We start from the raw sequence: 26855 nt of genomic DNA, 5'->3' as shown, positions 1-26855 counted from the left end.
GTTCGTACTTCATATTATGGGAGCTAATTTTTTCTTTTATTTTACCTAGAACGAGCGCACTTTCGCAAGAGGTCTATAGTTACATTTTTTTTGATGAGAATATTATTAGACCTGTTGCGAAAGTCTCAGGCGATATCTAATTTAGTCTTTAAAGAAAGTTCATAATTATAAATACCAGCGATTAAATTCAATCTTAATTTGAAGGATATGTATTTTTATACCGGATGAGCTGGGATAATTTTAAGGAATCAGGAGACTTGAAAACCTCAGTAGAAGCTTATTATAGCTTCACAGGATATTATCGGTGAGTCCGTTCATACAGAGCGGATTTATCGTACGTAAAGCGAGAAAACCGAGCTTGGTGTAAAGAAAAAGGAATTAGAATCAGTGAACCACCTCTAGAAAGACCTCCAGCCAATGTGAGTAAAGAAAAAAAGAAGCAAACAAAGGAAGAGGAGAGGATTCGTCAGGCAATTGAAAGAAAATTTGGGGCTTGCGTAAACGAAGATTTAACCTGAATCTGGTAATGACAAAACTTGAGAATACCTCTATTACAGCTATTGCTATCACTATCACTTTATTAGTAATGAACCTTTCTACCTGGTGGCGCCGGGTTTTTTGTATGTTTGTATGCGGTTCGGGGAAAACAATCCCTGTTTTTGGGCTTAACATAATTTGCGCTTATATTTTACTCAAAATAAGGCTGAAAAAACTCATCTTTAACTCTGGTTGAACAATCAATCACTCCCCATCGGCAAAAAGCGATCAATTATTCAGCAAGCCCTATTTAGTTATGCACAAATTCACCTTGTTATCAAATTAATTTAGATGCGTTTACCCTGGCTATTCGTAAGGCGGCAATAGCGGACACTAGCAAGAGAAATTGTGCGCTATTGCCACCTTACAGAATATAAATTGTGCAGAATTACCGATCGACTAAAAACACAATTCTCAATTCCCCAATTTCATCGCATTTCAGGAACTCTCACAGTCTCTGTAGGAGGAATCATGGCTTCTTTAGCATTCAACTTTTGATTCAACTCCCGAATCCGGCGCGACAGCAAGCGAATAATATTCACCGCAATTCCCGGCGTTTCATCAATCGCATCATAAAGCTGCATTTGAGTCAGCATCAAACACTCGGATTGTTCAAGAGTAGAAATAGAAGCCGATCGAGGTTCCGCATCAAACAGCGACATTTCTCCGAAACAAGCCCCTGCTTTCAACTGTGCCAAATCCCGATCGCCTATATGCACGCGCACCGTTCCCGATACCAAAATATAGAGAGACCGCCCTTCTTGTCCTTCCGTAAAAATCCTGTGCTTGGAAGGAAACGAAAGTTCATCCATTACCGATGCTAGACGCACGAGAAAATCATCCCGCAGTTCCTTAAAAATCGGAACCTCCCTCACAAACAATAGGCGTTCGACGCTTGTTAACATAATGAGATGCAATGATTAATTTAAACTTAAACAAAGGAAGAGGAAGAGGAAGAGGCATTGGGCATTGGGCATTGGGCATTGGGCATTGGGCATTGGGCATTGGGCATTGGGCATAGTTTCTTTTTGTTCCCTCTTCCCTCTTCCCTCTTCCCGACATCCGTTACATCCGTTACATCCGTCGAGCGAATCCGTTGCCGAACTTCCTTCTTCCTTCTTTACCTTTTTCCCCCAGCACCCAACTCTGCCATCATCTCTTCAACTTGAGCGGATACCAAATTATCGGGGTCATTTTGCAGCCTGGGCAACAATTCGACCAAAGCCCGGGGCGAGGCTATTTTCAAATAGGCTAACACTGCTTCGCGGACAAAACCCGTCGGGTGCTGCAGACAGACGAGAGTTTGTTGAGCCGTAAGACTCCAGCGCGCTTCCCTCGCCAAGTGAAAGCAGCAGGCCAAGGCCCAATCCGAAAGGAAGTGGCGCAATTCTAGCAAGCGGCGCAAACGATCGCTAGGGGCTAGAGGTTTGTAAACCATCAATTCCGAGAGGTTGCTCAATTTTTCTCTTTCCGAGTGTTGGTCTAACAAATTGATGAGCGATCGCTTCCTAGCTATATCCACAGTATTATCGAGAATTTCCAATCCCCTAGCAACCAAAGAAGGTTGGCCAGAAGCGATGTTGAAAGCAGCGGCTTGTACCGTGTCCAGCGGATAAAGAAACTTCATCAGCAAAAAACACCGGTCCCTAGCATCAGCTTCCAACCCAGCCAGAGCCCGCTGCAACAATTGAGCCGTATCGTTCCCAGGTTTCCGAGCGCTGTTGGCCTCTCGCTCTGAGAAATGGCCGTAGCTTGTTACCCCAGACAAATCTACCAGACCTGCATAAATTTGACCGATAAACATTAACTCCTGTTCGATAAGAGTTTCCAAGCCGCTACGGCCGATGCGGTCTAGAACCCCTTCTATCCCAGCTTCCGAAGGCATTTTCAACAGGATGCGGAGGATATTGCGCCTCGTCGTTCCCCAAGCCGTCATCAAATTGCTGACCAAAATGTCGATCGCCTCATTTGTCCCAATTTGACCCAGAGCCGTCCAAGCTTGCAACCTGACCAAATCCGACTTGTGGATATCCTCAGCCAAATACACGAGCAAAGGAATGGCATCGTTGTGAAGTTTGACTATAGCCTGCAAAGCCGCTTCCCTAGTCGACTTGTAACCAAGTCCGCGCAGCAGCGAAGGATAATATTCTTCCGAATGAGTAGACGAAATCACGTCTAACAGAGCGCAGCGCACTCGCAGAGACTCATCTTGCAACAGATTCGGGATATGCAGCCGCAGTCCTTGCAAATAATCAGCTTCTCCCAGAGCCCGCGTCCCCATAACACGTTCCCGCTCTTGCTTGTGTGTCAGCATTTGCCGCAGCGTGTTAGTAGCCTCTGCCTTTTGCAGGCGATCGCCCCTTCTCATAATTAAAGCAGCCGCCGTCCCCCGCACCACCGGATCGACCGTCGGCTGCAAGTAAGGCCTCAAGCTCTCAATATTCGGTTCAGCTTCCGTCAGCCAGATGTAGCGCAAAGCCAAGGCCAGAACCTCCGGTGGCAAGGATTGCTGCGAGAGTGCGCGGACTGATTCTAAATATGCGGGGTTCGGGTGTTGCAGCATCGTTTCCAAGCTCTGGCGCTGCAAACCTGGGGACAGCGAATCGAGGAGGGGAGCCAGAACTTCTCCGACATTTTTGGGGTCAATTTGCGTCAGGAGTTCTATGCAAGAGCGCTTTTCATCTTCGCCCCCCGGCTTTTGTAGAGTTTCCACCACTGCGCGTTTGAGAGCTTTGAGGTCAACGTCTGTGACTCCCAAGCGCCCCCGCTCCGCACTTTTGACCAACAAACCCACGTATTGAGAGCGGATCAACCATACGACAAACACCCACAACAGTGCCAATATGACGATCACGCCAATAAATATCAAGCTTTGCTGGTCGTGAAATACATTTTCGTCTTGCTGGGGGAGTATCTTGCCTGTCACCCACAGCATAATCAGGATGCCTACTCCTGTAGCTCCGCAGGACAAAGGTTCGCCCACACCGTTGACCAGAGTTTGAATGCCCGATCGAATATTGTCGGGAATCGGTTGAAATAAAACCGGGCTAACGGTTTCCAAAAGCGTGTAGTGCAGCAGTTCGTCTAAAAATCTCAGCAATATTAGCCCGATAAACACAGATACTAGCTGACCCAGAGATGCTCCTATGGTCAGCACCCCTAGTATAGCGATGCCCGCCGGCAAAATCATCGCGGTCACGAATACACCGATTCTTTCCACCAAGCGGCTCGAAGCGAACCACTGAGTCGCCACTTGAAAGAGGCCTTGTATGCCTTCATAAATGCCCAGGAAGCTAGCGATCCAGCTAGCTCCGTCCCCCGGGTTTTGGTATTCTAGCTGGCTGTAGAATTGGAAATCTACCAGCACATAGACGACTTCTGCGAGGATGAAGAAACTGACTAGAGGTACGGCGTATTTTTGAAGTGGGCCTGTAACTTTGCGGGCGGTAAATTCTTCTTGGTCGTCGTCTTCGTCGTCATCCGTCCAGTGAGCAGTTTCCGGGAATGCTTGGCTGTATTTTTCCGTGAGGTAGTAGAGCAACACCGAGCCTGTTGCCACCATCAGCCCCGATATGAGGGTAACGTTTTTGAGTCCGACTACGTACAGCAAAACAGGCAGAGAAAATCCGCTGACTACTCCAGCTACTAGATAGCCGCTACTGACTAACGGATAGGTGCGCTTGATTTCTCTAATATTAAACAGTTGGTTGGAAGTGATAGAAGTATTAAGGTCATTGAGGACATAGCAAGCTTCCACCCATAGCCACATCAAAAAAATAGTAATAAAAGCGATGCTGATGCCAGCTATCTTAGTATTTTCGTAGCCGATGCCGAATCGAAACAAAAATAGCGGTACCGACATCATGCCCAGAACCACTACGACGGTGCGCCTCAGCGGCAGGATTTTTTGCAGCCACGAGTAGACAAATCCCAAGCCAGAACCGATAAAGGCACTGGCTATGTAGATAAAAGGCATTTTGTCGGCACCGTACTCGTCTAAAAACAGACCTACTGTGCTGAGTTCCAGCCAGATCAGCCCGACAGAGGTTAGAGTGTAGACGAGGAACATCAGTACGGTTCGCTCTACTTCTTCCGATCGCAGGTTGAGCGATCGTAGCACTCCTTGTCTTACTCCCGCCGAACCGCTGATTTGAAAATTTTCCATGCAGCGTTGATTTCCCTGTGTGGTAGCTTATTCCTGACTAACTTCGGAAGTCATCAGCTATCAGTCACCAGTTTATGACTGATGACTGCTCACTAATGACTATCTATTTATACTTTTTTCGGCGACAGCAGCATCATCATACTGCGTCCTTCTTTTTTCGGCGCTTGCTGCACTTCTGCGATTTCCTGCAAATCTGTGGCCATGCGCTTAAGCAAGTCCTCTGCTAGGTTGCTGTGTTGGATTTCCCGACCTCTGAACATGATCGTGGCTTTTACTTTGTCCCCAGATTTGATAAAGCGGTCTGCTAGTTTGAGGCGCACTTGGTAGTCGTGTTCTTCAATTTTGTAGCGCATCTTCACTTCTTTAACATCGGCAGTGTGCTGCTTCCGCTTTGCTTCTCGCGCTTTCTTTTCCTGCTCAAATTTGTACTTCCCATAGTCCATTACCCGGCATACGGGCGGGTCAGCTTTGTCGCTGACAAGTACGAGATCGAGTTCTTTTTCTTCTGCCAGGCGCAGCGCTTCTGCAGGCGTCAATATCCCTAGTTGCGCGCCGTCGGTATCGATTACCCGGATTTTGGGGTATCGAATATTTTCGTTGATCTGGGGTAGGTTGCGATTTTGTCTTCTTTCAATCACAGGCATGAATGGTTTTACAAGCAGTAGTTTAATAGCGAAGCTTTTTGATAGTTACAGGTTTGATTGGTCAATTTTTCACGATTGACGATCAAACTGTTTTATAAGGTGTTACCCTTACCGGACGTACTACCGCGCCCTGTGTCCCCTGCGCTAAAGCCTTGGGGAATATTTGGACGATCGTAAATGAATTCTTACAATACTTGCTATTCTACTCAGTCTGGCTGAGTTTCTGCCTAGTTTTATTTTAACTTCACACACGATCGTCCGCCCCCTTGCCCGATTGACGACAAAACCGTCACAAATTCAGGGTAAAAGCTTAAGGATGAGCTAAAGTCGCTTTTCCACGCCCATCTCGCCCGGTCGGACAAGTCCCCCAAGTCGCCTGATTTGCCTTGTAGAATAGGTATAAGCAAGTGTAAATTTATGTTGCGAGCTGAGGCAAAATTGACAAATTCTCTGCTGTGGCACCAACGGGTGGGAACTCAACGAGACTGGATGTGGCGGGGTTGGCAAACTCGCTACACTTATTTGCGGCCGACTTTGGGGCGAAATCAAGGCGCGCTCAAATCTCAAGATTCTGCGGCCCCGGCAATTGCCCAGCACGCATCGGGAACGCCGATTATTTTACTGCACGGGTTTGGAGCTTCGATCGGTCACTGGCGACAAAATCTCGCCCAACTCGCCGAAAACCAAACCGTTTATGCCTTGGATTTGTTAGGGTTTGGCGCTTCCCAAAAAGCTCCGATCGACTACTCTGTGTCTTTGTGGGTCGATCAAGTTTATGATTTTTGGCTAACTTTTATCAGAGAGCCAGTAATATTGGCAGGAAACTCGATCGGCTCACTGATTTGTCTGGCCGTCGCCGCAGCTCACCCGGACATGGTGGCCGGCACGGTAATGATTAGCCTTCCAGACCCCTCTGTGCGAGCCGAGGCGGTTCCTGGATGGCTGCTTCCGGCGATCGAAGCCGTTGAAAGTTTGTTTGTTTCTCCGATCATACTCAGGCCTCTGTTTTATTTAGCCCGCAAGCCTTCCTTTGTCCGTCGCTGGATTGGCTTTGCCTACTCCAACCCCGAAGCTGTTACCGACGAATTAGTGGAAATTCTAGCAGGACCAGCGGGCGATCGGGGAGCCGCCCGCGCCTTCTGCGCTTTATTTAAAGCTGTAGGCAGCTCACAATTTTGCCCCAGTGTCAAGATTGTGATGCGAAATTTAACAATCCCCATGCTGTTAATTTGGGGCAAACAAGACCGGATGATTCCCCCTCGGTTCGCCCGACCCCACCAATTTGTCGAATGCAATCCCAATTATGTAGAGCTAGTAGAATTAGACAATGCCGGCCACTGTCCCCAGGATGAATGCCCGGAACAAGTAAATCAAGCAATTTTGAACTGGATGAGCCGGAATTTTGCACCTATGGGCGAGAGCGAATTGCAGCACTGTTGATTAGACATCGGCCCGTGGATTACTAAGGGAAAAAATAACTTGCAGCTATCGATCCCGCTCAAAAATAAATTTGCTAGAACTCGATCGCACGGGGGGGTATTGTATAGCAGATGTTGAAAGCTCTAGGGGCGAAGCAAAGCGGGTAAAAAGAAGTCCTGCAAGAAGGCGCAATCGACCGCTTAGGTTTCACAAATTAAGAAGGTCCTCACCGTCAGGGCATTTGCTATAGTACAAAACTTCCCTATCTTGAGAGTCAGTCGATTTGATCTTCGAGATTGACTCCCCAGCGGCTATCTACAGGCTTGAGCTAACCTAAACCACTTGTTTGCTGTGGACGACTCCTGCAGGAAAGTAAGTCTCCGTCTTTCTGTGATGTCATGTATCTACTGTTATTGATTGCCATTTTTTTAGAAGGTCAATCGATTTTAGATTTGAGATTTTAGATTTGAGAATTGAAGCATTGACCCCACGGATCAATTCGAGAGCTTCTTTATCGGATACAGGTTTTTTATTTCACCGGTCCTGAGTCTGTGCGTTGGAATGAATCCGGGGGCTTGTATCCTGGATGCTTTCGGTCAGAGATTGACACAATCACCAAGATAGTGTATCTTCTCTAACTGGTAGTACACATCCAAGTTATGCAGTTAGTCGAAAGGCAAGTCATTAAACCAAATCACAGGTTTTACCCAGAAGCCGATCGATTGTCTTTGCTGTCCAACAAACTTTACAACTGCAATAACTATTATATCTACGGTCAAAACTTTTTCTCAGGTCAACCAACCAATGCTCTGGGTGTCGATCGTTCACTCAAAAAGAGTCGAAAGTACAAAGCATTGCCGACCCAAGTAACACACAAAACTCTCCCGTTACTGCTGAAAACATGGACTAGCTATCATAGTGTAAAATTGGCGGGCGCGATTAAGATCGCCCCACTAAGTGTCAAGCAGCACCGAAAGCCACTGATTAAAAAAATCCAGAAAAAAAGAGAGCAGGGGCGATATGTAGTTGTATTTAACTGTCAATCTCTTAGCAAAAAAGTAGCAAAAAAGCTTTTTCCAAAAAATATGTCAGTTTGTCAGGGACTAACATTTGGTGACCTTGAAAAGTTACCTCAATCTTGGAAATCCGGATTGTTACCGAGGTAAGTTGTTAAGTTATTGAGGTAGTTTAGGAAAAGTTAGAACAAAACGCAAGTGTAAAGCGGATTATAACCCTTGCCGTAACGAGCTTCGCCAACATTAAAGAGCGATGAAACCCCTCCCTGGAAGAACGGTAAAATTCTACCTTCTAACTTGTACCTTCTAGCTTCAAGAAACACCTTGTTTCTTGCTCCTAAAAATAAATACCTTCCCTTGTGCCAACAATCTTTCAGTCTGCTTATAACCGATCGCCCCCAAGTATACGGGAAAGTTCAAAAATGCCCGTATCTGGCATTTGGGAGCCTGTTAACGCATAAAAAAGTCAATTTAGCCAACAACTGAGGGCTCCCGTGCCCCCGGTCTGCTGGCGGCTAACTGCTGAAAGCCTCTGAGGGCAAGCAGCGCCCTTCCAGCTTTTGGCAGTAACGCAAACGAGGAAAAAACTGTCGTGAAATTCCACTGGCTACTACCGAGTTTCTTAAGTGTATTTTTGCTCGCCGGAGCCGCCGAAGCAGCTAGACTGCAATCTTGGCGGTTTGATGCTTCAGAGAACCGGCTTTACATTACAACAGACGGGGGAGTACAACCCAAGGCTCAACTGATTTTCAACCCGATGCGGTTGGTAATCGACTTGCCGGGGACGAGTCTGGGTCGTCCATCGGTCAGCAGACCGCTCTCAGGGGCGATCGAATCGGTGCGGGTAGGGCAGTTTGACAACGATACGACCAGAATTGTGGTCGAGATCAGAGACGGGTTTACTATAGACCCTCAGCAAGTAAAATTCCGGGGGATTTCTCCGAGCGAGTGGACAGTGGATTTGCCAACGCCGGTGCGGGGAGAAACTCAAAATCCGATTTCAGAGCCGGGGGGAGAAAGGTTATCGGTTGAATCTTCAGCACCCCAAGCCCAGTCGGCCGAGGCGACTGTAGTTCAGAACGTTCAGGTGACGGCGGACGGTTTTTTAGTCCGCACGGAGGGCGGTCGCCCCCAAATTAATTTTCAACAAAGTCGGGCTGGGGACATTGCCACCCTCGATATTGAAGGAGCGAGTTTAGCTCCAAGCCTAAGCAGCCAACAGCCTCAAACTAACGGTCAGCACGGGGTTGACAAGATTGAAGTCCGGCAACTGCCAACAGACCCGCCCGTTACCCGCGTGACTTTGCGGATGAAGAGTCCTAATACTCAGTGGCGGGCGTCAGTGAGCAATTTGGGCGGGGTTGTGCTATTGCCTGGAAGTGTAGTACGACAGCCCTCTGTTCCCCGCCGCCTGACTGTAGATCCTCCGGCTAGACAAGCTCAAGGAAATTTAGCGAGAGTTCAGTCAATTGATTTAGCCAGTAACGGCACGCAACTGGTGGTGAGAACTGACCGCCAAGTCTCCTATACCAGTGGCTGGGACCAGGGGTCGAGATCTTACTGGATCAGGATCGCTTCTGGTGTCCTAACGGGGGAAATTCCTCAGCTCGATGCCAACAGTCCTGTATCGTTTACAGCCAGCCAAGAAGATGCGGAGACTGTGGTGATTTGGGTGCAGCCGCGATCGGGGGTAGAGGTAGGTAGGGTGACGAGACCAAACCCGCAGTTGCTGTCTTTGCAGTTGCGATCGAATGCTAGCGCGCAGCAGCCTTTCACTCGCACTCCCAGCCAGCAGCAACCTTTGCCGAGAAGGACTTTCGGAACCGATGAGTTGCCCCAAGCTTCAAACCGCCGCGCCGTAATAGTGATCGATCCTGGTCACGGTGGCCGCGATCCGGGGGCAGTCGGGATTCAGGGCATTCAGGAGAAGGAGATTGTTTTGGATATCTCGCTTCAGGTGGCGAGGCTGCTGGAACAGCAAGGCGTGCAGGCGGTGATGACTCGGACTGATGACAGGGAAATCGACCTGGAACCCAGAGTTTCTTTGGCGGAACGAGTGAATGCTACTTTGTTTGTCAGCATTCACGCGAATGCGATTAATATGAGTCGGCCGGATATCAGTGGGATTGAGACTTATTATTTCAATAACGGCCAAGATTTGGCGAGGGTGATTCACGCCAGTATTTTGGAGGGCACGGGGGCGCCTGACCGCCGGGTGCGGCAGGCGCGATTTTATGTTTTGAGGAAGACTTCTATGCCTTCTGTTTTGCTGGAGGTGGGTTTTGTGACGGGTGCTGAGGATGCTGCTAGGCTTTCTGACCCAGCTTACCGCAGTCAAATGGCGGCTTCGATCGCTCGCGGCATTTTGTTTTATCTTCAACAAAGATAATAGGCAGTGGGGTGTTGACTGTTGACTGTTGACTGTTGATTAATCTTATTGGTTATCTGTTATTAGCCACCGCAAACGATTAACAAATGACAACTGACAACTGCCAACTGCCAACTGCCAACTGCCAACAGATAACTAACTATTAACAAATGACAACAGACTCTGGACAACAAAGAATCGGTATTTTTGACAGCGGCGTGGGCGGTTTGACTGTTTTGACCCAGTTGTACCGACAATTGCCCAACGAATCGATACTTTATTTTGGAGATACGGCGCGGCTGCCTTACGGCACTCGCACGCCGTCGGAAATTGTGGAGTTTGTCCGCGAAATTATGGCGTGGTTGGTGGAACAGGATGTGAAAATGGTCATTATGGCCTGCAACACCAGTTCTGCTTTGGCGATGGAGATGGTGCAGGCTGAATTTGATATCCCGGTGCTGGGAGTAATTCTGCCGGGGGCGCAGGCTGCGGTGCAGCAAGGCAAGCGGATCGGGGTCATCGCAACTCCTGCTACGGCTGCTAGCAATGCTTATCGAAATGCGATTTTGGAGATGGACGATTCTTGCCTAGTTTGGCAGGTTAGCTGTCCGGCTTTTGTGCCGCTGGTGGAGCAAAACCGGATTCACGACCCTTATACTTGTGAGGTGGCGCGGGAATATTTGGCTCCTTTGATTCAGCAGCGCATCGATACGCTGATTTACGGCTGCACTCATTATCCGCTGTTGGCTCCTGTGCTTCGCTCGCTTTTGCCTGCTGGGGTGACATTGATCGATCCTGCGGTACGGGTGGTGGCTGCTGCAGCCAGAGAATTGGAGCTTTTGGGGCTGCGGAATCCTGGTACTGCGCTACCGACTCGTTTTTGCGTGAGCGGCCCCCCGCAGCAGTTCGCCGAGTTGTCGGTGCAGTGGCTCGGTTGTACTCCTGCTGTTGAGAAAATATCCCTGCCGACAGTTGTACGTAGGGAAGCGGGGCGTAAGCCATCGCCCGTATCGCTGGAATCGGCCGAATAAACTGGAAAATTTATCCGTTAATCTAACCCCCCAAAACTCAGGTAAAGCTGGGTCTGGGGGGTTTAATTATTGCGATGTAACCTAGCAATTACACATCAATAGGTAATATTATTGAACAAAAGCTTTGATGAACAATGCAAATAATGTCCTATACGTGCTGGAGCTCTTCAGCCTTGAACCATGTCACCCTATGTATCACAAGCAGTTTTACTTGTAGACGGCTATAACATAATTGGACTTTGGCCTCGACTCCGAGAGAAGCGCGATCGCGATGAACTCGAAACCGCTCGCCGCGAGTTAATAGAGGTTTTAGTTAACTACAGCGCCGTTCAAGATTTTGAGGCCAGGCTGGTGTTTGACGCGCACTATCGAGATACTCCCGGCGTTAAAGAAATTATTACTAAAAATTTATCAGTGCACTACACTGACTTCGGTCAGACAGCAGATACCTATATTGAAAAATCTTGTGCTAGTTTGCGCTACGAGTTGCGATCGGTCAAAGGCAAAGGCCGCATGATTGTCGCCACCTCAGACCGAGCGCAGCAATTGACCGTAGTCGGCTACGGTGCCGAATGGATGTCCGCCGAACAACTAGCGGCTGACGTAGAATCCACCGCCCGCCGCAGCGAGCGCCGACACAAATCCCGCAAGCAAAATTCCAGTCGCTTTCTTGCCAGTTCCCTCGATCCAGAATCCCAGCAGCGCCTCGCCAAGTTGAGAATGGGGCTGCATTAGCTGCTGAAACCCGCTCGCTGTCTGATAAAAAAAAAGTTTCTCAAAGGCCTTGCCAAATCGAGTAAGTTCAGCTATTGTTAGTAAATGTGGGTAACAAAAACCCCCAATCCTCGGTAGCTCAGTGGCAGAGCGGTCGGCTGTAATGAATGCAAGCCTTTGGCATCAACCAAAAGCCCTAGTGACATAGCAGCTCTATCCGGTAACGGGTACTGAAAAATCGGGTGAATTCAAGGAAACCGCAGCACTTCGGGTGGCGGCAATCTTGAGCCAAGTCTGGCGAAAGGCCGTGGTTTAAACCACAAGTAGCCAGAAAGGTGCAGAGACTAGAGATGAGGAGCCTAACCAATAAATCTCATAGCGCCCGACATCCGACGACAGATCACAAACTTGATTTGTAGGGATGATGAAATAGTCCGCCCCCTTCGGAAACGTTGGGATAAGTGTAACCGATTGGTCGTAGGTTCAAATCCTACCCGGGGAGTTAGTAAAAGTCTGAAGTTGGAATTTTCCAGCTTCAGATTTTTTCTTTTTATTTTGTGTTTTTACTTTGGGCGTTCCTTAATCGGAACTTACCCCCTGCGGGGAGTTACGATTAAACATGGCGTTTTGTCCGCACCCGTTTATTAAATATGCTGCAGAAACGAGATTGTAGAGTTGCGTCAAGTACCTGAATAACTCACTCTACAAATACTAAACATCGCGTTCTGTCCGTACCCATTTAGTTTGCCGCTTGAGGAGAAAACCCAGATACAAAGGGATTTTCCACAGGATGTAAAAAGGTACAGATAACAAAGTGGAACCGGAAATATCCGCCCTCCCGAATTTTGCCCAAGCGCCGACAATGGAAACTAAAATCAGCAATCCTTGTAGTCCTAACAAGACGGCTGGAATTGGGGATGTCCCCAAAATTGCTGCTATTAATGAGGCGGCAAAAGCGGCTAGCCAAATAGCGACTAAAAGCGATAGGGGAGGGACGGATAAGTCGAGGGCGATCGCCAATAAGTCAAAACGTTTTTGCTCGACTGAAGCTGCAGTCAGCCGGGGAGTTTGAGTTAACAATGTCTGTATGTGACCGTGTTCCCACCTGGTTCTTTGACTTTTAGCTGCTTGCTGCTGCTGTGGCAAACACCCGGTGACGTTGGCTTCGGGGCAGAATACTGTTGGGTGTCCGGCGATCGCCAAATCCAAACTCATCTGCATATCTTCAACAATATTGCTGCTAGCTAGGGAAACTGATCGAATTATCGACCAGGGAAAAGCCATGCCAGTACCTGTTAGTAATGATGGGAATCCTAACTTTTTTAATCCGCTGGGACGAACTAAGTTTTTCACAAGAAAAGCTAAAGCAGAAATGGAATCTTTAGGAGTAGGATTTGGTGGCTGTTCCATGAGATAAGTTGCTTGCACGGGTCTTTGTTCAGCAACTGCAACCCTGGCTAATTTTTCTATAGAGTCTGGCTGACAGATGCAGTCTGCGTCAACCATGATGACTACTTCGGGGGGGTCGGATTCGATCGACTGCAAGCCAAAATCCAGTGCGTATCCTTTGCCCTTGCGTTGTGTGTCTTGGCGCTCGATCGCACTTGCACCGCAGTTACGGGCGATTTCTGCCGTGGCGTCCGTGCAGTTGTCAGCAATCACTAACAGGCGGTCTTGAGGTGTTAGCTGTGGCAATATGGTGGAGATGGTGGCGGCAATTCCTGCTGCTTCGTTGTAAGCGGGAATTAAAACTGCTACTTTGGGGCGGGGTGCTTTAGTTTCCGCTGTGGGGTCGAAGCCGGAGAAGAAAGCTGCACTGCATTCTAGAAATAGAACTGTAACGGGAATGAGAAGGATCAGGGCGATCGCCAATAGCACAACATCTATCAATAGGAAGAGTAGCTGATTAATTTCCACAATTATAGTACCTTAATTTAATTTTATTGGTTGCATTCATTGAGTTTATTTAATCTAATTGCACCTTTGTTAACTCACAGCGCCACTCTATCTCAAGTATCATCCTATCATGCCTGCAAAAAATCACCGTTATCACCTTTGTTGTGAGGACTTAAGTCTTCCTAAAACTACTAGGACGATCGTTCTCACTACAAATTAATTTGATTGCGGTTGTGCGATCGAATATGATATCATATCATGTCTATTATGACAATGTTAAGTCACTCTATTTAATTAAACATCAAACAAGCCCAGACTGGAGAAACTAGGTTTCTTTTAGAAACCTGGTTTCTGGGTGTTATATTTTTTTTAATCAACTAAACACTTCGTCGATGTTTAACATCAAATCCGGTTGCATCGGAATCATAAAATCGAGTCAACAGTTAACACTCAACCATTTAGTTTTTCGACCAGCCTGTCAACAGTCAACAGTCAACAGTCAAGAATCATTTCGCTCCTGCAACCGGAATTGATATAACTCATTCATCCCCTGTGGGTGGCTACTCAGGAAACAATCTCCCAACTCAAAATTATGTTCAAGCTACGCTGCATCGGGCATAGCAACAGGTTCAGATTTTTTGGTGGTGAACTGTGCGGGGGCTGCAAATTCTCTGAGATATCTCGATATCGATCGCAAATATCCCACTTCTGCTTGAATCACATCCAGCGTAGAAAGACTCTCAACTAAGTCATCAAACTCATCTGCAGTAACTCCAGCACTGTGCAAGACTTCTTGGTTAAGCCGGCCGCAGATTCCTTGCAGGAGGAGTTGGATAATCTCGCTATAGTCAGCGATTTCCGTTCCGTAACCTTGCAATTTCTTGGGATTGATTCCCCACTGCAAAATCTTCAACAAGTCTTCAGGGGCACTCCACGCAAAAGAGGAAGCAATCACTTCTTTTTCCGCTGCTACAAGAGCGTGCTTGATTTGCACTTCGGGGAAATCTGGATCGATGATTAAGCTTTCCAGCTTCGACACTTGTTTATCTAAGACAGGCAAAGAAAAAGGAGCTAATTCTACACTCACCATGTCGCCTGTATCGTTAATACTTCTAAAAGGATCTTCCAACACATTAATTAAAAGGTGAATGTCTGTAGGTTTTTTCCAGTCAAACTGTCCAAGGAAAAATGGTTCTTCGTATCCCGGCAAAAGTCCTTGAAAATAAATCGGCAGATTTTTGCCTGATTCAAGAATTTTATAAAGAGCTACTTCCAAAGTTTCTGTCGGCCACCCGAGATTACTTACGGCAACAAATTTCAGTTTTCCGGGAACGGACACAATCAGGGAATTCAGCAATAAATGTACGGCTTCAAAAAGATTTTGAGCAGTTACGTAGCGGTGGGGAGCGTGAACGTTGACAGTTTTACCTTGCTCTACTTTTTTGGACATTTGCTCGCAGAACAAGCTATTTTCCAACATATGAGTAAAGCGAACCATCCCGTAAGTGACGCCTCCTTCTTGAGCTGCTTTGGCAAATTGCCATTCGGCAAACTTCTTCGAGGCGGCGTAAACTTCGGTTGTAAAATATCGAGATGTTTTGCCTGTCGAAGAGAAGATGCAGTGTTCTACGCCGTATTCTTCGCAGAGTTGAATGACGTGTTTACATCCTAACAGGCTGGTTGTAACTGTTTCTCGGATTTTGATTTCAGCTAGTCCGGGTTGGCGCTGGGCTGCTAGGTGAAAAACAATTGCTGGTTTTTCTACCTCAAATATGTGTTTGAGCGCGTCGAGGTTGCGAATATCGACGGCATAGAAAGTTACAGCACCTTCTCTGGTAAAAAGCGGGAGATTTTCTTCGGGGTTTTGACATCGGGCGTTGTCTGCGGAAATGATTTTAGTTGCGCCTAATTCGAGGAGTTTTGCGATTAAGAAACGACCGACACATCCTTCTCCTCCGGTGATTAAGATGGTTTTTCCTTTGATTTGGCTGGTGACTGCAGATGCGTATAGGTGAATAGTGCGACCGCGCACGTCGCTAAAAGGTTCGCTTTCTAATTGTCCGTCGGCTTGATAGGCTGCGATTAGCTGTGCTGTGAGAGTTTTTAAGGCCGCGAGGATTTCAGGATCTTGGGGTTCCGGGGAACCGGGCGGAACTAGCTGCTGGATGCGCTCAATTATTTCCGCTTTGCTGACACCTTCAAACACTTCTCTTTGGTTAAATGCACTCTTCACTTTTTTTGCTCCTTTAAATTCTAGAAATACCGTTGCTGATAAGCGCGTTGTTAAACAAATTTTCGAGGGACAGAATCTTTAAAAGTCTGCTTGGTTTTAGGATTTTTTCGACGGAAAGCTACTTAATTAGGAAAACACGCCATTGGCTGGGCTTGTAGTTTTATTAAGCCCTTTTGTAACCTGCTTACTTCTGCGATCGGCAAATATCGGCAAAGTCGGAATGTTCTCTATCAAATATTTGTCACTACAACTATATACTTAAATGGCTGAGTGTTGGCAATACTCCGAACATATCTTTACTATTTCTTTGCAATAACCTACGAGTTTTCACGCAATTTTAAAGTTTATGTAAAGTAGGGTCTACGTTTAAAAAACTTAACAATACACTCGACATTATTGATGATAGCATTTTACTTTTTAATTAAAATGTATTTTTGGGTACTAAATATAGTTTTATTTTAAGTAAAAATACGCACAAAAGCCTTAATCAAATATTTCCGCCTGCTAAAAATCTTGTTACTTGATGGGTGGGGTAGTCCTGCAGTGCCTACCCCTGTATGTGTGCTGCTATTAGGCGCGAACGGTGCGTTCTTTTTTGCTGCCTTCAAAGCCACGAGCGTCCCCAACATCATAGCCCCCTGTCCGCAAGCGACGGTCTAAATCGCTGGCTTCGGGAGAAGTTTTGGCGGCTTCTTCGATCGTCACTCTGCCTTCAAGCACCAGTTTGTAAAGACCCTGGTTGATAATCTGCATTCCTTCGTAAGTATCATGCTCCATTAATCGGAAAGCTTCATCATCAGCACCTTTCATCAAGTAATCGTGCATGGCAGGTGTATTCACCAAAATATCGTGAACTGCTACCCGACGGTTGTCAACTGTTGGCAGCAAAAGTTGGGCAATTACTGCTACTAAAGAATCGCAAATTTGAATCCGCATCGCCTGTTGTTCCTCGGGCGGGTAGAGGTTCAACAACCGGTTAATAGCGTTAATGGCGCTGCGAGTGTGGAGAGTTCCCAATACTAAGTGACCCGTTTGAGCTGCTTGCAACGCTGTATTGATGGTAACGCGATCGCGCATTTCCCCGATCAGAATTACATCTGGATCTTCCCGCAAAACAGCCCGCAAAGCCTGCTGAAACTCGTGGGTATGCAAGCCGACTTCCCGCTGGCTGACCAAGCATTTTTTAGAAGGGTGAATGAATTCGATCGGGTCTTCAATTGTAACTACGTGCTTTTGCTCCATCTGGTTGAGGTGGTCGATCATCGCAGCTACAGTTGTCGATTTCCCCGAACCGGTAGGCCCCGTAACCAATATTAATCCCTGCGATCGCAAAATGATATTTTTGAAAACTTCTGGCAACCTCAAGGAATCGATAGTAGGTATTTCCAAACTAATCAACCGCAATACTAGGGCACCGCCGCTGAGAGAATCAAAACAGTTTAGCCGACAACGCACGAAGCCTGGGTAAAAAATTGCTGAATCTAATTCCTTGGTAGTTGCAAATTGTTTTCGCTGTTCGGGGGTGAGAATTTCGGCTAGGTAATTTTCAAAAATTTCTGGGGTTACTTTGGGGTGGTTAGTTGCTACTTGCATCACGCCCCGAATCCGAAATCGAGGTACTTGGCCGACTCGGATGTGAATGTCGGAAGCTCCTGCGCTATGGGCATCTCTGACCATTTGTTCGATCGTACTGACGGGTGTCTCGACAGGCCGCTGCTGCTGGGCTGCGGGGGGCGCACTCGGCGCAGGTGGAGGTGGCGCGGGAGTTGCAGCCAAGGGCGGGGGCGGGGGCGGTGTTCGTCGGCGGCCTTGAGCCTCTGGTTGAAGGGGTGTAGGATTGTTTAATGGGTTCATTTTTTGGTCTCCAGTCAGTCTATTTTAGATTTTAGATTTTAGATTTTAGATTTACTCGACAGATTAATCTGGGAGCAGGAACTAGAGTCTAAAATTTGGAGATCGACCCTGACTGAGTGTCGGGGGCTTGTATCCGTTCTTGGGCGGGGTCAATGTAGATTTATTGCGAAAAAATGCCCGATTTCTAATTTTATCGCTCGCAGCTAATTCGGTGTTAAATGCTGAGAATATTTTACAATTAGGCTGGATGGGGCGATCGAGTAATTAACAATTTCAACTCCTATGAACATCGGTCACAAAATCGCCGACTGGCTCGAAAATCGTGCTGTTACCCCTGCCTACGCGGGTTGGCTGCTGTCGGGGATGACGGTTTTCTTTTTTGGGTCGGCGACTAATACAATGTCTGGGTGGCTGTACGTGCTCAGCGGTGGGGGTTTGGCGCTGTTGGGAGTAGCGGCGGTTTTGCCGGGAAAATCGCTCCGTTCGCTGGAAGTCCGTCGCCGCCCGATCGAACCGGTGAGTGCGGGCGATCAAATCACCGTCGAACTAGAAATCGAAAATCGCGCCCGCCAACCTCAGACTCTCTTGCAAGTGGTAGACATCTTGCCGTTTGTATTGGGAGAACCGGTTGTCCGCCCGATCGAAGTCATAGAGCCGAACAGTATATACAGGGATACATACTATCTGGAAGTCCGGCAGCGCGGCGTCTATCGTTGGCAAGAGGTAAACTTGAGGACGGCGGCACCTTTAGGGTTGTTTTGGTGCAGACGCAGCCGCCCAGTCAAAGCGGTGGCGGTTGTGTATCCAAAGGTTTTGCCGTTGAGCACTTGTCCTTTGATCGATCGCATCGGTCAAGAAGACAGCCCGCAATTTTACAATCGCAGTCGATCGCAAACTGCTACCGAAGGCCTCACCCGCAACCTGAGACCTTACCGCCACGGAGACCCGACCCGCCTGATTCACTGGCGCACCAGCGCCCGCTACGGAGAACTGCGGGTGAGAGAGTTAGAAGTTGCAGCCGGCGGTCAAGAAATTATTATTGCTCTCGACAGCGCTGCGGCGTGGCAGCCAGAAGAATTTGAACGAGCCGTGACAGTTGCTGCGTCTCTTTACTTCTATGCTAGCAAGCGCCTGTTAAACGTCAAACTTTGGACGGCCGCGACTGGACTCGTTTCGGGCAACCGGGTAGTTTTGGAAACTTTAGCGGCGGTTAATGCTGGGGAAGATGCGATCGATAATCGGTCGAAACTGCCGATAATTTGGCTGACTCAAAACTCTGCAAGTTTAAGCACTCTTTCCCCTGGCAGCCGCTGGGTACTCTGGCCGTTGGCAACTGCTGAAACCGGCGAAAAAACGTTAGTCAAACACGATTTACCTGGTTTGAAAATTCGCTCTGACCGACCGTTGGAACTTCAGTTACAAGATACTCTGGAAAGAGGACTTAATTATTAAGTAAGATAGACCACGAACAAACCTGTGAAAGAGCGATTAGTTATAAAGATTGACTTGATTAATCTAAAAACTCAAGAACCATGATACACTACAGGAGTGTAATTCATCAACTTAAGGGTCTTACAGGGTCTGGCAATTGCTTGGCAAGTTAAAAGCAGCTTAGATTACTATGACTCCGGTCATAAACATCATATCTCATTCACCAAACAGGAGAAAAAATGACTTTCTGGGAGAAATTAAAGCAGAACGTATCACAAATCAATGATTCTCTGCAAACCAATATTTCCAAGTTTAAAAACAATGATTTTGCTGATGCCTCCATGGCAATATGTGCATTGATTGCGGCTGCTGATGGCACTATCAATACCGAGGAAAGACAAAAAACGGCGGCTCTAATAATTTCCAATAAAACACTCCAAATTTTTCCGGCGTCGGAGTTAAAGCAAAAATTTGATTTTTATTGTGAGAAGCTCTCACAGGACTTCGATTTTGGTAAAATTGAGGCTATCCAAGCGATAGGGAAACTTAATAAAAAACTAGATCAAGGTCGTGCAGTCATCCAAATTGGCATTATTATCGGTGGTGCAGATGGTAATTTTGACAAAGATGAAAAGAAGGTTGTCAAAGAAGCTTGCCATGCTGTAGGCATTAATCCTGGGGAATTCGATCTCTAAATTCAGCTATTTTAGGGTTCTAGCCAATCAATTATTCAAGGCTTTATATCTGCGAATAGCATTGTTCATTGAGTTTATTTGCTCTGCGTGAAATGAGGGAGGCATTAAGCTATGAACAGTATGAACGAGTCCATTGTGCATGACATCGGTCGGAAGTGCAGAATGATCGAGTCCGAGTGTATGTCCTATTTCATGGGCAATGGTATTTGCAATTAAGTTAGATAGTTGATTGAGACTAAGGCTGGCATTGCAAGAAGCATAGAATACTTGGTCAATCCGAATAATCGCCCGATCTGTAACCATTCCCGATTTGAAGCTAGCCACGCCGAGATAGTCAACCGGCTGGCTATCCACGAATATATAAACATGAGTAAAATCTTCGCCCCACTCTTTGCGATCGGGGGGATCAGATGTCAAAAATACTTTGATGCTTCTAAATGCGCCGTAGAGTTTGGAGAAGGCGTCCATCAACAGGGAAAAGATCGCTTCTTTATTTTCGGGTGCGACATCCATTCCTGATACATCTACCCAAATGCAACGGCGAAAATCGCTATCTTTATCCCTTAGAACTCCTCCACAGGAAGGGCAAAACTCCCACTCAGACCGGATACGGGAACGACAGCCCTGACAACGGAGTTTGGGGGGTTTAGTCAGGTTTAGCCGTTGAGAGAGGGGGAGTTTTAGCTGGCGATTGTGTTTGGTTAAGTCTAGGCGATCGTACAGAGACATTGACTGATTGTAGGAATTTTTTATCGTAGTATTCTTGTTAACTTGAGCTAATTTTAGCTAAGGCTATGGGTTGAGTTGATAGTGGCCACAGTCTCCAACAAAATGCTCCGATTTCCCTATTTTAATATTCCTTTCAACCTGGCCTGCTTAATCCAAGCGGGAAATTCATTCAGCAGTCTTTCATACAATTGTTCATCAGTGATTTTCCCCAAATCGTCTAAATGAAAAAAGTTAGCGTTATCAACCAGCCGGCCACCCATACTATCTAGTCTTTCCAGAATTCCATAGTTAAAACCAGCCAATCCCACAAATTGCCAAAAAATCGGATATTTTGCAGCTTCAACTATAGATTTTTTAATTTCTGGCTCATTAGTAACGCCTCCATCACTGAGGAAAACAATAAATGTAGGCAGTTTACTAGCCTTTTCCTGAGTATACTTCTTTATGACATCTTGTATTACCAAACTTTCATTGTTTCCCCCACCTAATTCCAGCATCAGAGAAGGCATTTTAAAAACAAGTAAAGCTCTCTTCATTGCGCCGGCTTCTTTTGTGATATAGCCATCAACATTTGTCTCCGTCACCGATCTTGTTCTTTTGAATGTTGAGCCAAAAAACCAAACATCTAAAGTGGCATCATCATCTAGTCTGCTAGCTACTGGAACTATTCTTTCAAGGAACGCTTGCACTGCACCAGAACTATATTGATGGCTCATAGAGCCAGAAATATCCAACACCAAAGCAACTCTTGCTAGGATATCATCAATTCCTTTCTTTTTAAGACAAATATCTACTTTGGCTTTTAAAATGCTAATGTCTGCTTTTTTTGTAATATCAATAGGTTGCTGTTTGGTTTCTTTTTGGTGAGTTAGTACAGAACTATCTACTTTCTTCTCTTCCTGTTTAGTCTCGACAAAATACCTATCAACAAAACTTTGCAAGCCGGCTTTATAGCCTTCTCCTACTGCTCGAAATCTCCATTCTAAGTCTTTTCTATACAATCTGCCAAACTCCAAGGCTGTCTCTTGAGAAAAAGCTTCTTTTAAATCGTACCGAGCTAACTCGACTCCTGTTTCCTGGTTGTAAAGCCTGATAAACGCATTTTTAACTTGGCTGAAATTTTGATTTTTTTCCAGCCCTTCGTGAATAGTGACAACAAAAACTATTTGCTCAATAGCAATCTTGACTTTTGTCAAATCTACGTAGATCGTCTCATCATCATCTTCACCTTGCCCAGTTCTGTTATCTCCTGAATGTCTTAAAGAGCCATCCAGTGATTTCAGATTATTATAGAATACAAAGTATTTTTCATGAATTATTTTGCCGGCAGCACCTAACATAAACACAGAAGCATCAATATCATAGCTTGGGCCAACCTGGCTCACATCCCAACCTAAGCCAATCGCCACGTGTTTTAAATCGGGAGCAGCTTTAGAAAGATTTAATCTTTCGCCTTTGGTTAATTGGATTCCCATTCTATTGGTTTTCCTTCAATGTAAATCCGGCTGATTAGCTATTATCAACAAAAAAAGGTTTCGATCGTTGTTGTCCACTTCTGATTCCAGGAAGTAAGGAGCATCTATGTACCGAAGGAGTTGTTAAGCATAGGTTTTCACAAGTTCCTGTAACCCATTAACCTTAACACCGTTACCGATCGCCGCCATTTTCCACTCATCATTATGCTTGTAGATTTCTGCCATGAGCATCCCCGTCATGCCTTTGTATTCAGAACCTGATAGGTTATATTTTGCGAGTTCTTGATTATTAGACGTATTAACCAAACGCACAAACGCATTTTGAACTTGTCCGAAGTCTTGCTTGCGTGCAATGCAATCGTAAATGTTAACTGTAAATACCAGTTTGACAATTTGCGAGGGAATTCGAGATAAATCGACGAGAATTTGCTCGTCATCTCCCTCTCCCGCTCCAGTCAGATTATCACCTAGATGCGTAATAGCTCCTGAACGGTGGGAGAGATTGCCAAAATAAACGATATTGGTCATATCATTCACTTTGTCATTTCGATCTAAACAAATCACTGAGGCATCCAAGTCATAATCTGGAACACTGCTAAAAGCCCCAAACAAACCTCCACCGGAGCGTTTTGCCACATCCCAGCCTAATCCGCAGATCAGTTTTGTTAGCCCTGGCGCTTCTTTGGAAAGCGAGATGCGCTGTCCTTTTTGTAGGTTAATTCCCATGTATTTTACCTTTTAGCTATAGCGATCGAGTAATGCTTGTAAACCACCTTGATAGCCGCCTCCCACTGCATTGAGACGCCACTCACCGTCTTTCCGGTAAAGTTCAGCCATGATCAGTGCCGTCTCTATGGAATAATCTTCTACAAGGTCATAGCGAACAGCTTCCTGTTGTGTTTGGGCATTAACGATCCGCACGAAGGCATTTTGCACCTGACCAAAATTTTGACGGCGTTGCTGTGCTTCATGGATGGTTACAGTTACAAGAATTTTTTGGACATCATTAGGCACTTTTTTGAGGTTGATTTTGATAACTTCATCATCCCCCTCGCCGGCCCCCGTGAGATTATCTCCCATGTGCTGCACGGATTTGTCTGGATCTGGACTTGTGAGATTGTTATAAAAAATGAAGTGATTGTCAGAAATTAATTTTTCATTAGCACCTAAGAGGAACAATGATGAGTCTAGGTCAAAGTCAGAACCCGTGTCTGTAGCTTTAACGTCCCATCCCAGTCCTATGAATACTTCTGAGAGACCGGGTGAAACTTTCTCAAGTGATACCCGTTGTCCTTTGGTGAGAGATACTGCCATGATTCAATCTTCCTCTTTATTAGAAGTGGTTATGGAGGGAGCCGCACTTGAAAACTTTGTTTAAGTTTTTGCTGGAAATAGTTGGAGAATTTTAAATCTTAAACAATAAGAATATTAGCTAACTGTGCCGATGTCAATAGGGGTTACAACTCTTAATTATTTTTTTTGTATGAGTACCAAGCAATCATGCCCTGCCTCCCACAGTTGTGTAATCTCAGCTTGGATTATTGTGCTTGTGTATTTATTTTGAAGTCTCGGAACTTGGCTCTGTTTTGTGATGCCCGTGACCATTAGCAGGCCGTTTCCACAAGGCGCTCCGCTGGGAAGTCTCCTGCGTTGCAATACCATCGACTTGTGGCGTCGATGGTGTTGCGACGGATTCCCAAAGCTTGAGCAACTTCGATTTTCTTCATGCCATTTAACTCGATCGCTCGGATGACCTGATGAAGGAGGTATAAATTTACAGTTTGTGCCCCAAAGTCTGCGCGATCGCTCTGCAAAACTGGCCACTAATTGTAGTCTATTTTCTAACCGACGAAAGCGGTTGCTATAGTTTAATTTAAATGCCGATCGGCTCGAATCGAACTCTTTGCCTGACAATAAAATCTCAATCCCTATCACTCTGTAGTGTCGGGGAGAATTTCGACTACATACTCCGGTACATATTCGGGTCGATTTTCGGGCCGATTCTGGGGCAAATTCTGGGGCAAATTCTCCGGTGGATGCTCGATCCTGACTCGCCGGATCGGGAGATTTGCAATTAGTGCTGTGGCCCGCTGGTCGCTCTCCAGCGAGAACTCAGACCCGGTGGTATCGATTTCCACGTAGCGAGACACCACCTCTAGAATTTCTCGGCGCATAGACTCAACCATTTCTGGGCTGAGTTCTGAGCGATCGTGGGCTAGAACCAGTTTGAGGCGCCGTTTTACCTCGTCGCGGCTGTTGTCAGGGGTGCGCGGGAAAAGTCGTTCGAGAAGTGTGTGTATCATGGGTCAGGCTGATTTGTCAAGGGTTAGGCATAGAAAACGTTATACGATTTTCGATTTTCGATTGGGGAATCACTCATTCCCTAATGGTTTGAAGTTGACCTACAGTTTCATTCTTTTTGGGAACTGGTGTCACGGGGAGAAAATTTGGGCTAGTTTTTGTGATGCGGTCGCTGCTGTTAAAGATCGATCGCCAATATTGCAGCACATCACATAATTTTAGTATTTAAGAACTTGCGGAGGCGAGTAAAAAAGTTTTCTCGACGGGGATTGAGATCTAGAAAATCAACTTTTTCGCCTTCTAAGCGGCGGGCAATATTGTCGAAGGCAGTTCCAGCTAAAGAGGCCGTTTCCGACAATACTAATGGTTCGCCTCGGTTGGTGGAAACGATGACGCGCTCGTCGTCGGGAACCACGCCTAACAGCGGAATTGCGAGGATTTCCCGCACGTCTTGCACCGACATCATATCATTTGCCAGCACCATTGCGGGTCTGATCCGGTTGACGATCAGGTTGATTTTCTTGACGTTGTTGGCTTCCAGCAGGCCGATGACTCGATCGGCATCGCGGACAGCAGCGATTTCGGGAGTGGTGACAATTATCCCTTCTTGAGCCGGGGCGATCGCATTTTGAAAACCTTGTTCAATTCCAGCAGGAGAGTCGATCAAAATATAGTCGTATTTCGCTCCCAACATCCCCACAAGCTGCTTCATTTGCTCAGCGCTGATGGCATCTTTCATCCGAGTTTGGGCAGCCGGCAACAGCACCAAGCGCGGCTGCCGCTTGTCTTTCACCAAAGCTTGCTCTAATCGGCACTCTCCAGCGAGAACTTCTAATGCCGTGTAAACAATGCGATTTTCTAAGCCCAGCAGCAAGTCTAAATTTCTGAGACCGAAATCGGCATCAATTACGGCAACGTTGCGTCCCCGCTTAGCTAAAGCCATGCCGAGATTGGCTGTGGAGGTGGTTTTTCCTACCCCGCCTTTCCCTGATGTAACAACAATAATGCGAGCCATAAGCGATTTTAGATTTATTGGGAATTGGTGATTGGTAGTTGGTAATTGGTAATTGGTAATTGGTAATTGGCAATTGATAATTGGTTTTATTGTTGGTTTATATTTAGCAATTATTCTTTAGTAATTTGGCAGCAATCTGTTATCCAGTGAATTAACTCAACACTCACAACTCTCCTTGTAATACTAATTATATATGAATTTGCACTTAATTTTGAAATTGTCCTTTAGTGGCTGATTTAGCCAAGGGAAAAATTATCAAGTGCAGACTTAAAGAGAAATAGTATTACCAATTACTCATTACTAATTCCTAATTACTCATTACCAATCACCAATTCCCAATTACCGATTACTCATTACCCCCGACTAACTGCGATTTGTCAAAATCAGAGGCTCTACCGATCCGAATCCCTTGAGGTGTCACATAGGCGACTTCCGGGAAAAACTGAGCGGGTGAGGTTTCTGGGCCTCTGGCAACATACTTAGCAATCCTAATCACCATCGGTTCCATCTGCAAGGTCATAATCACGCTTTTGGTATTGCCACCGGCACCGGCGTGCACGACTCCCCGCAAACGGCCCCAAACTAGGATATCGCCTCCGGCGATGACTGAGCCGCCGGGATTTACGTCTCCCAAAAGTACGATCGTGCCTGGATGGCGAATTTCTACGCCCGATCGCACTGTCATCTGCAAATATAAAGGTTCCGCCAGGGATTGCGGTTTTTCGGCTGCGGCTTTATTCAGGGAAGAAACCGGAGGCTGCTGTTCTACACAATAGCCTGCTGTAGCAGCAGCAACGGCGGTTTGGCGGCGACTGGTGTGGACTCGTTTGAGTTGCAGTTCCACTTCGGAGAGGGCATCAGCGATTTCTTGTAGTTGGCGGATATCTAAAAGTCGATCGTTCGCCATCAATTGTACTTCGGCATTTGCCTGCCAAAAGCGTTCTCCTGCATTCAGTCTGACTTTTAGCTGCTGCCAAAGTTCAGTCCAAGTCGAGGCCGTGGCTGTTGGTAATTCACTGGTGTTAGTTTCTGAGGGGAGTAGCAGTAGTAGCTGTCCATCTTCTGTTTTAAGGCGGACTTGCATATCAAGGCTGACTTCGGGTGTCGCTTGAGGGGCCGGTTCCGCAGCGGCTCCGGGGAAAACATCGGGTGTCATGGACAGGTCTGAGTTCGGGTATGGACAGGTTAACATCAATATTAGCCTGAGTGGTCATTAGTCATTAGTCATTAGCAGGGCACTCCGCGCGCACTTTAGACTGAAGTTCCCCCAGTAGGGGGAATGTTCAAATCTCACAAACCCTTGCACTACAAGGAACGATCGCCTTTTTACCC

At 46.5% G+C, this 26855-nt stretch carries 21 protein-coding genes and 1 pseudogene; 8 read left to right on the top strand and 14 right to left on the bottom strand.

The window, feature by feature from the left end; genetic code table 11:
- Positions 1-200 precede the first annotated feature (200 nt).
- Positions 201-733, top strand: a pseudogene (locus QUA03_RS22635) (transposase); the annotation flags it as partial.
- Positions 734-965: 232 nt separating this feature from the next.
- Here QUA03_RS22635 and QUA03_RS22630 read toward each other — a convergent pair.
- From QUA03_RS22630 to infC, 3 genes are all read right to left on the bottom strand, one after another.
- Positions 966-1442 (bottom strand): cyclic nucleotide-binding domain-containing protein, encoded by a 477-nt coding sequence (locus tag QUA03_RS22630; RefSeq protein ID WP_333215150.1) that lies wholly within the window; start codon positions 1440-1442, stop codon positions 966-968.
- Positions 1443-1657: 215 nt separating this feature from the next.
- Positions 1658-4702 carry a HEAT repeat domain-containing protein gene (locus tag QUA03_RS22625; protein ID WP_333215147.1) on the bottom strand — a complete coding sequence of 1015 codons (3045 nt, stop codon included), beginning with the start codon at positions 4700-4702 and terminating at the stop codon, positions 1658-1660.
- 107 nt (positions 4703-4809) lie between these two features.
- Entirely contained in the window at positions 4810-5346 is a 537-nt protein-coding gene (gene infC / locus QUA03_RS22620; protein WP_006635262.1) for a translation initiation factor IF-3, read from the bottom strand.
- Positions 5347-5763: 417 nt separating this feature from the next.
- On the opposite strand from infC, the gene QUA03_RS22615 reads away from it, so the two are divergent.
- From QUA03_RS22615 to QUA03_RS22595, 5 genes are all read left to right on the top strand, one after another.
- Complete coding sequence (locus tag QUA03_RS22615) at positions 5764-6786, top strand: alpha/beta fold hydrolase (protein WP_333215146.1); 1023 nt, start codon at positions 5764-5766, stop codon at positions 6784-6786.
- 701 nt (positions 6787-7487) lie between these two features.
- Positions 7488-7931 (top strand): hypothetical protein, encoded by a 444-nt coding sequence (locus tag QUA03_RS22610; RefSeq protein WP_333215144.1) that lies wholly within the window; start codon positions 7488-7490, stop codon positions 7929-7931.
- 442 nt (positions 7932-8373) lie between these two features.
- On the top strand, positions 8374-10170 hold the full coding sequence (locus tag QUA03_RS22605) for an N-acetylmuramoyl-L-alanine amidase (RefSeq protein ID WP_333215142.1): 1797 nt from the start codon (positions 8374-8376) through the stop codon (positions 10168-10170).
- Between the two features lie 149 nt (positions 10171-10319).
- Positions 10320-11180: a glutamate racemase gene (gene murI, locus QUA03_RS22600; RefSeq protein ID WP_333215140.1), complete on the top strand. Its 861-nt coding sequence runs from the start codon at positions 10320-10322 to the stop codon at positions 11178-11180.
- Positions 11181-11360: 180 nt separating this feature from the next.
- Positions 11361-11915, top strand: a complete 555-nt coding sequence (locus tag QUA03_RS22595; protein WP_006635267.1) for an NYN domain-containing protein — start codon at positions 11361-11363, stop codon at positions 11913-11915.
- Positions 11916-12605: 690 nt separating this feature from the next.
- Here the strand turns inward: QUA03_RS22595 and QUA03_RS22590 are convergent.
- From QUA03_RS22590 to QUA03_RS22580, 3 genes are all read right to left on the bottom strand, one after another.
- The gene (locus tag QUA03_RS22590) at positions 12606-13811 is read right to left on the bottom strand and encodes a glycosyltransferase (protein ID WP_333215138.1); all 1206 of its coding nucleotides are present in this window, start codon (positions 13809-13811) and stop codon (positions 12606-12608) included.
- A gap of 580 nt (positions 13812-14391) precedes the next feature.
- On the bottom strand, positions 14392-16023 hold the full coding sequence (locus QUA03_RS22585; protein WP_333215136.1) for a polysaccharide biosynthesis protein: 1632 nt from the start codon (positions 16021-16023) through the stop codon (positions 14392-14394).
- Positions 16024-16593: 570 nt separating this feature from the next.
- Positions 16594-17877: a PilT/PilU family type 4a pilus ATPase gene (locus QUA03_RS22580; RefSeq protein ID WP_333215134.1), complete on the bottom strand. Its 1284-nt coding sequence runs from the start codon at positions 17875-17877 to the stop codon at positions 16594-16596.
- 282 nt (positions 17878-18159) lie between these two features.
- On the opposite strand from QUA03_RS22580, the gene QUA03_RS22575 reads away from it, so the two are divergent.
- A complete protein-coding gene (locus tag QUA03_RS22575) occupies positions 18160-19329 on the top strand; it encodes a DUF58 domain-containing protein (protein ID WP_333215132.1) in 1170 nt (389 codons plus the stop codon).
- Between the two features lie 218 nt (positions 19330-19547).
- Positions 19548-20003 carry a TerB family tellurite resistance protein gene (locus QUA03_RS22570; protein ID WP_190657273.1) on the top strand — a complete coding sequence of 152 codons (456 nt, stop codon included), beginning with the start codon at positions 19548-19550 and terminating at the stop codon, positions 20001-20003.
- A gap of 27 nt (positions 20004-20030) precedes the next feature.
- On the opposite strand, the gene QUA03_RS22565 is transcribed toward QUA03_RS22570, so the two are convergent.
- The 8 genes from QUA03_RS22565 to minC form a co-directional block, all read right to left on the bottom strand.
- Entirely contained in the window at positions 20031-20516 is a 486-nt protein-coding gene (locus QUA03_RS22565; protein WP_333215130.1) for a matrixin family metalloprotease, read from the bottom strand.
- Positions 20517-20848: 332 nt separating this feature from the next.
- Complete coding sequence (locus QUA03_RS22560; RefSeq protein WP_333215128.1) at positions 20849-22207, bottom strand: VWA domain-containing protein; 1359 nt, start codon at positions 22205-22207, stop codon at positions 20849-20851.
- A gap of 123 nt (positions 22208-22330) precedes the next feature.
- Positions 22331-22933 (bottom strand): TerD family protein, encoded by a 603-nt coding sequence (locus tag QUA03_RS22555; RefSeq protein WP_333215126.1) that lies wholly within the window; start codon positions 22931-22933, stop codon positions 22331-22333.
- Positions 22934-22945: 12 nt separating this feature from the next.
- Positions 22946-23521, bottom strand: coding sequence for a TerD family protein (locus tag QUA03_RS22550; protein ID WP_333215124.1), 576 nt, complete (start codon positions 23519-23521; stop codon positions 22946-22948).
- A gap of 290 nt (positions 23522-23811) precedes the next feature.
- The gene (locus tag QUA03_RS22545) at positions 23812-24021 is read right to left on the bottom strand and encodes a hypothetical protein (protein ID WP_333215122.1); all 210 of its coding nucleotides are present in this window, start codon (positions 24019-24021) and stop codon (positions 23812-23814) included.
- A gap of 117 nt (positions 24022-24138) precedes the next feature.
- Complete coding sequence (gene minE, locus QUA03_RS22540) at positions 24139-24510, bottom strand: cell division topological specificity factor MinE (protein ID WP_333215120.1); 372 nt, start codon at positions 24508-24510, stop codon at positions 24139-24141.
- A gap of 206 nt (positions 24511-24716) precedes the next feature.
- Positions 24717-25523, bottom strand: a complete 807-nt coding sequence (gene minD, locus QUA03_RS22535; RefSeq protein ID WP_006635273.1) for a septum site-determining protein MinD — start codon at positions 25521-25523, stop codon at positions 24717-24719.
- A 346-nt stretch (positions 25524-25869) separates the two neighbouring features.
- Positions 25870-26679: a septum site-determining protein MinC gene (minC, locus tag QUA03_RS22530; protein WP_333215118.1), complete on the bottom strand. Its 810-nt coding sequence runs from the start codon at positions 26677-26679 to the stop codon at positions 25870-25872.
- Positions 26680-26855: the final 176 nt, after the last annotated feature.

Origin of the sequence: Microcoleus sp. S36b_A4, from assembly GCF_036700645.1 — a bacterium.
GTDB lineage: Bacteria > Cyanobacteriota > Cyanobacteriia > Cyanobacteriales > Microcoleaceae > Microcoleus.
Note: the sequence above shows the minus strand (reverse complement) of the source record. Positions and strands in the feature narration are given on the sequence as shown.

Coding starts and splice junctions, on each gene's coding strand:
- murI (WP_333215140.1), top strand. CDS start 10,320: ATGACAACAGACTCTGGACAACAAAGAATCGGTATTTTTGACAGCGGC.
- QUA03_RS22580 (WP_333215134.1), bottom strand. CDS start 17,877: ATGAACCCATTAAACAATCCTACACCCCTTCAACCAGAGGCTCAAGGC.
- QUA03_RS22555 (WP_333215126.1), bottom strand. CDS start 22,933: ATGGGAATTAACCTACAAAAAGGACAGCGCATCTCGCTTTCCAAAGAA.
- minE (WP_333215120.1), bottom strand. CDS start 24,510: ATGATACACACACTTCTCGAACGACTTTTCCCGCGCACCCCTGACAAC.
- QUA03_RS22625 (WP_333215147.1), bottom strand. CDS start 4,702: ATGGAAAATTTTCAAATCAGCGGTTCGGCGGGAGTAAGACAAGGAGTG.
- QUA03_RS22550 (WP_333215124.1), bottom strand. CDS start 23,521: ATGGCAGTATCTCTCACCAAAGGACAACGGGTATCACTTGAGAAAGTT.
- QUA03_RS22595 (WP_006635267.1), top strand. CDS start 11,361: ATGTCACCCTATGTATCACAAGCAGTTTTACTTGTAGACGGCTATAAC.
- QUA03_RS22575 (WP_333215132.1), top strand. CDS start 18,160: ATGAACATCGGTCACAAAATCGCCGACTGGCTCGAAAATCGTGCTGTT.
- minD (WP_006635273.1), bottom strand. CDS start 25,523: ATGGCTCGCATTATTGTTGTTACATCAGGGAAAGGCGGGGTAGGAAAA.
- QUA03_RS22615 (WP_333215146.1), top strand. CDS start 5,764: ATGTTGCGAGCTGAGGCAAAATTGACAAATTCTCTGCTGTGGCACCAA.
- QUA03_RS22565 (WP_333215130.1), bottom strand. CDS start 20,516: ATGGATGTCGCACCCGAAAATAAAGAAGCGATCTTTTCCCTGTTGATG.
- QUA03_RS22560 (WP_333215128.1), bottom strand. CDS start 22,207: ATGGGAATCCAATTAACCAAAGGCGAAAGATTAAATCTTTCTAAAGCT.
- infC (WP_006635262.1), bottom strand. CDS start 5,346: ATGCCTGTGATTGAAAGAAGACAAAATCGCAACCTACCCCAGATCAAC.
- minC (WP_333215118.1), bottom strand. CDS start 26,679: ATGACACCCGATGTTTTCCCCGGAGCCGCTGCGGAACCGGCCCCTCAA.
- QUA03_RS22630 (WP_333215150.1), bottom strand. CDS start 1,442: ATGTTAACAAGCGTCGAACGCCTATTGTTTGTGAGGGAGGTTCCGATT.
- QUA03_RS22570 (WP_190657273.1), top strand. CDS start 19,548: ATGACTTTCTGGGAGAAATTAAAGCAGAACGTATCACAAATCAATGAT.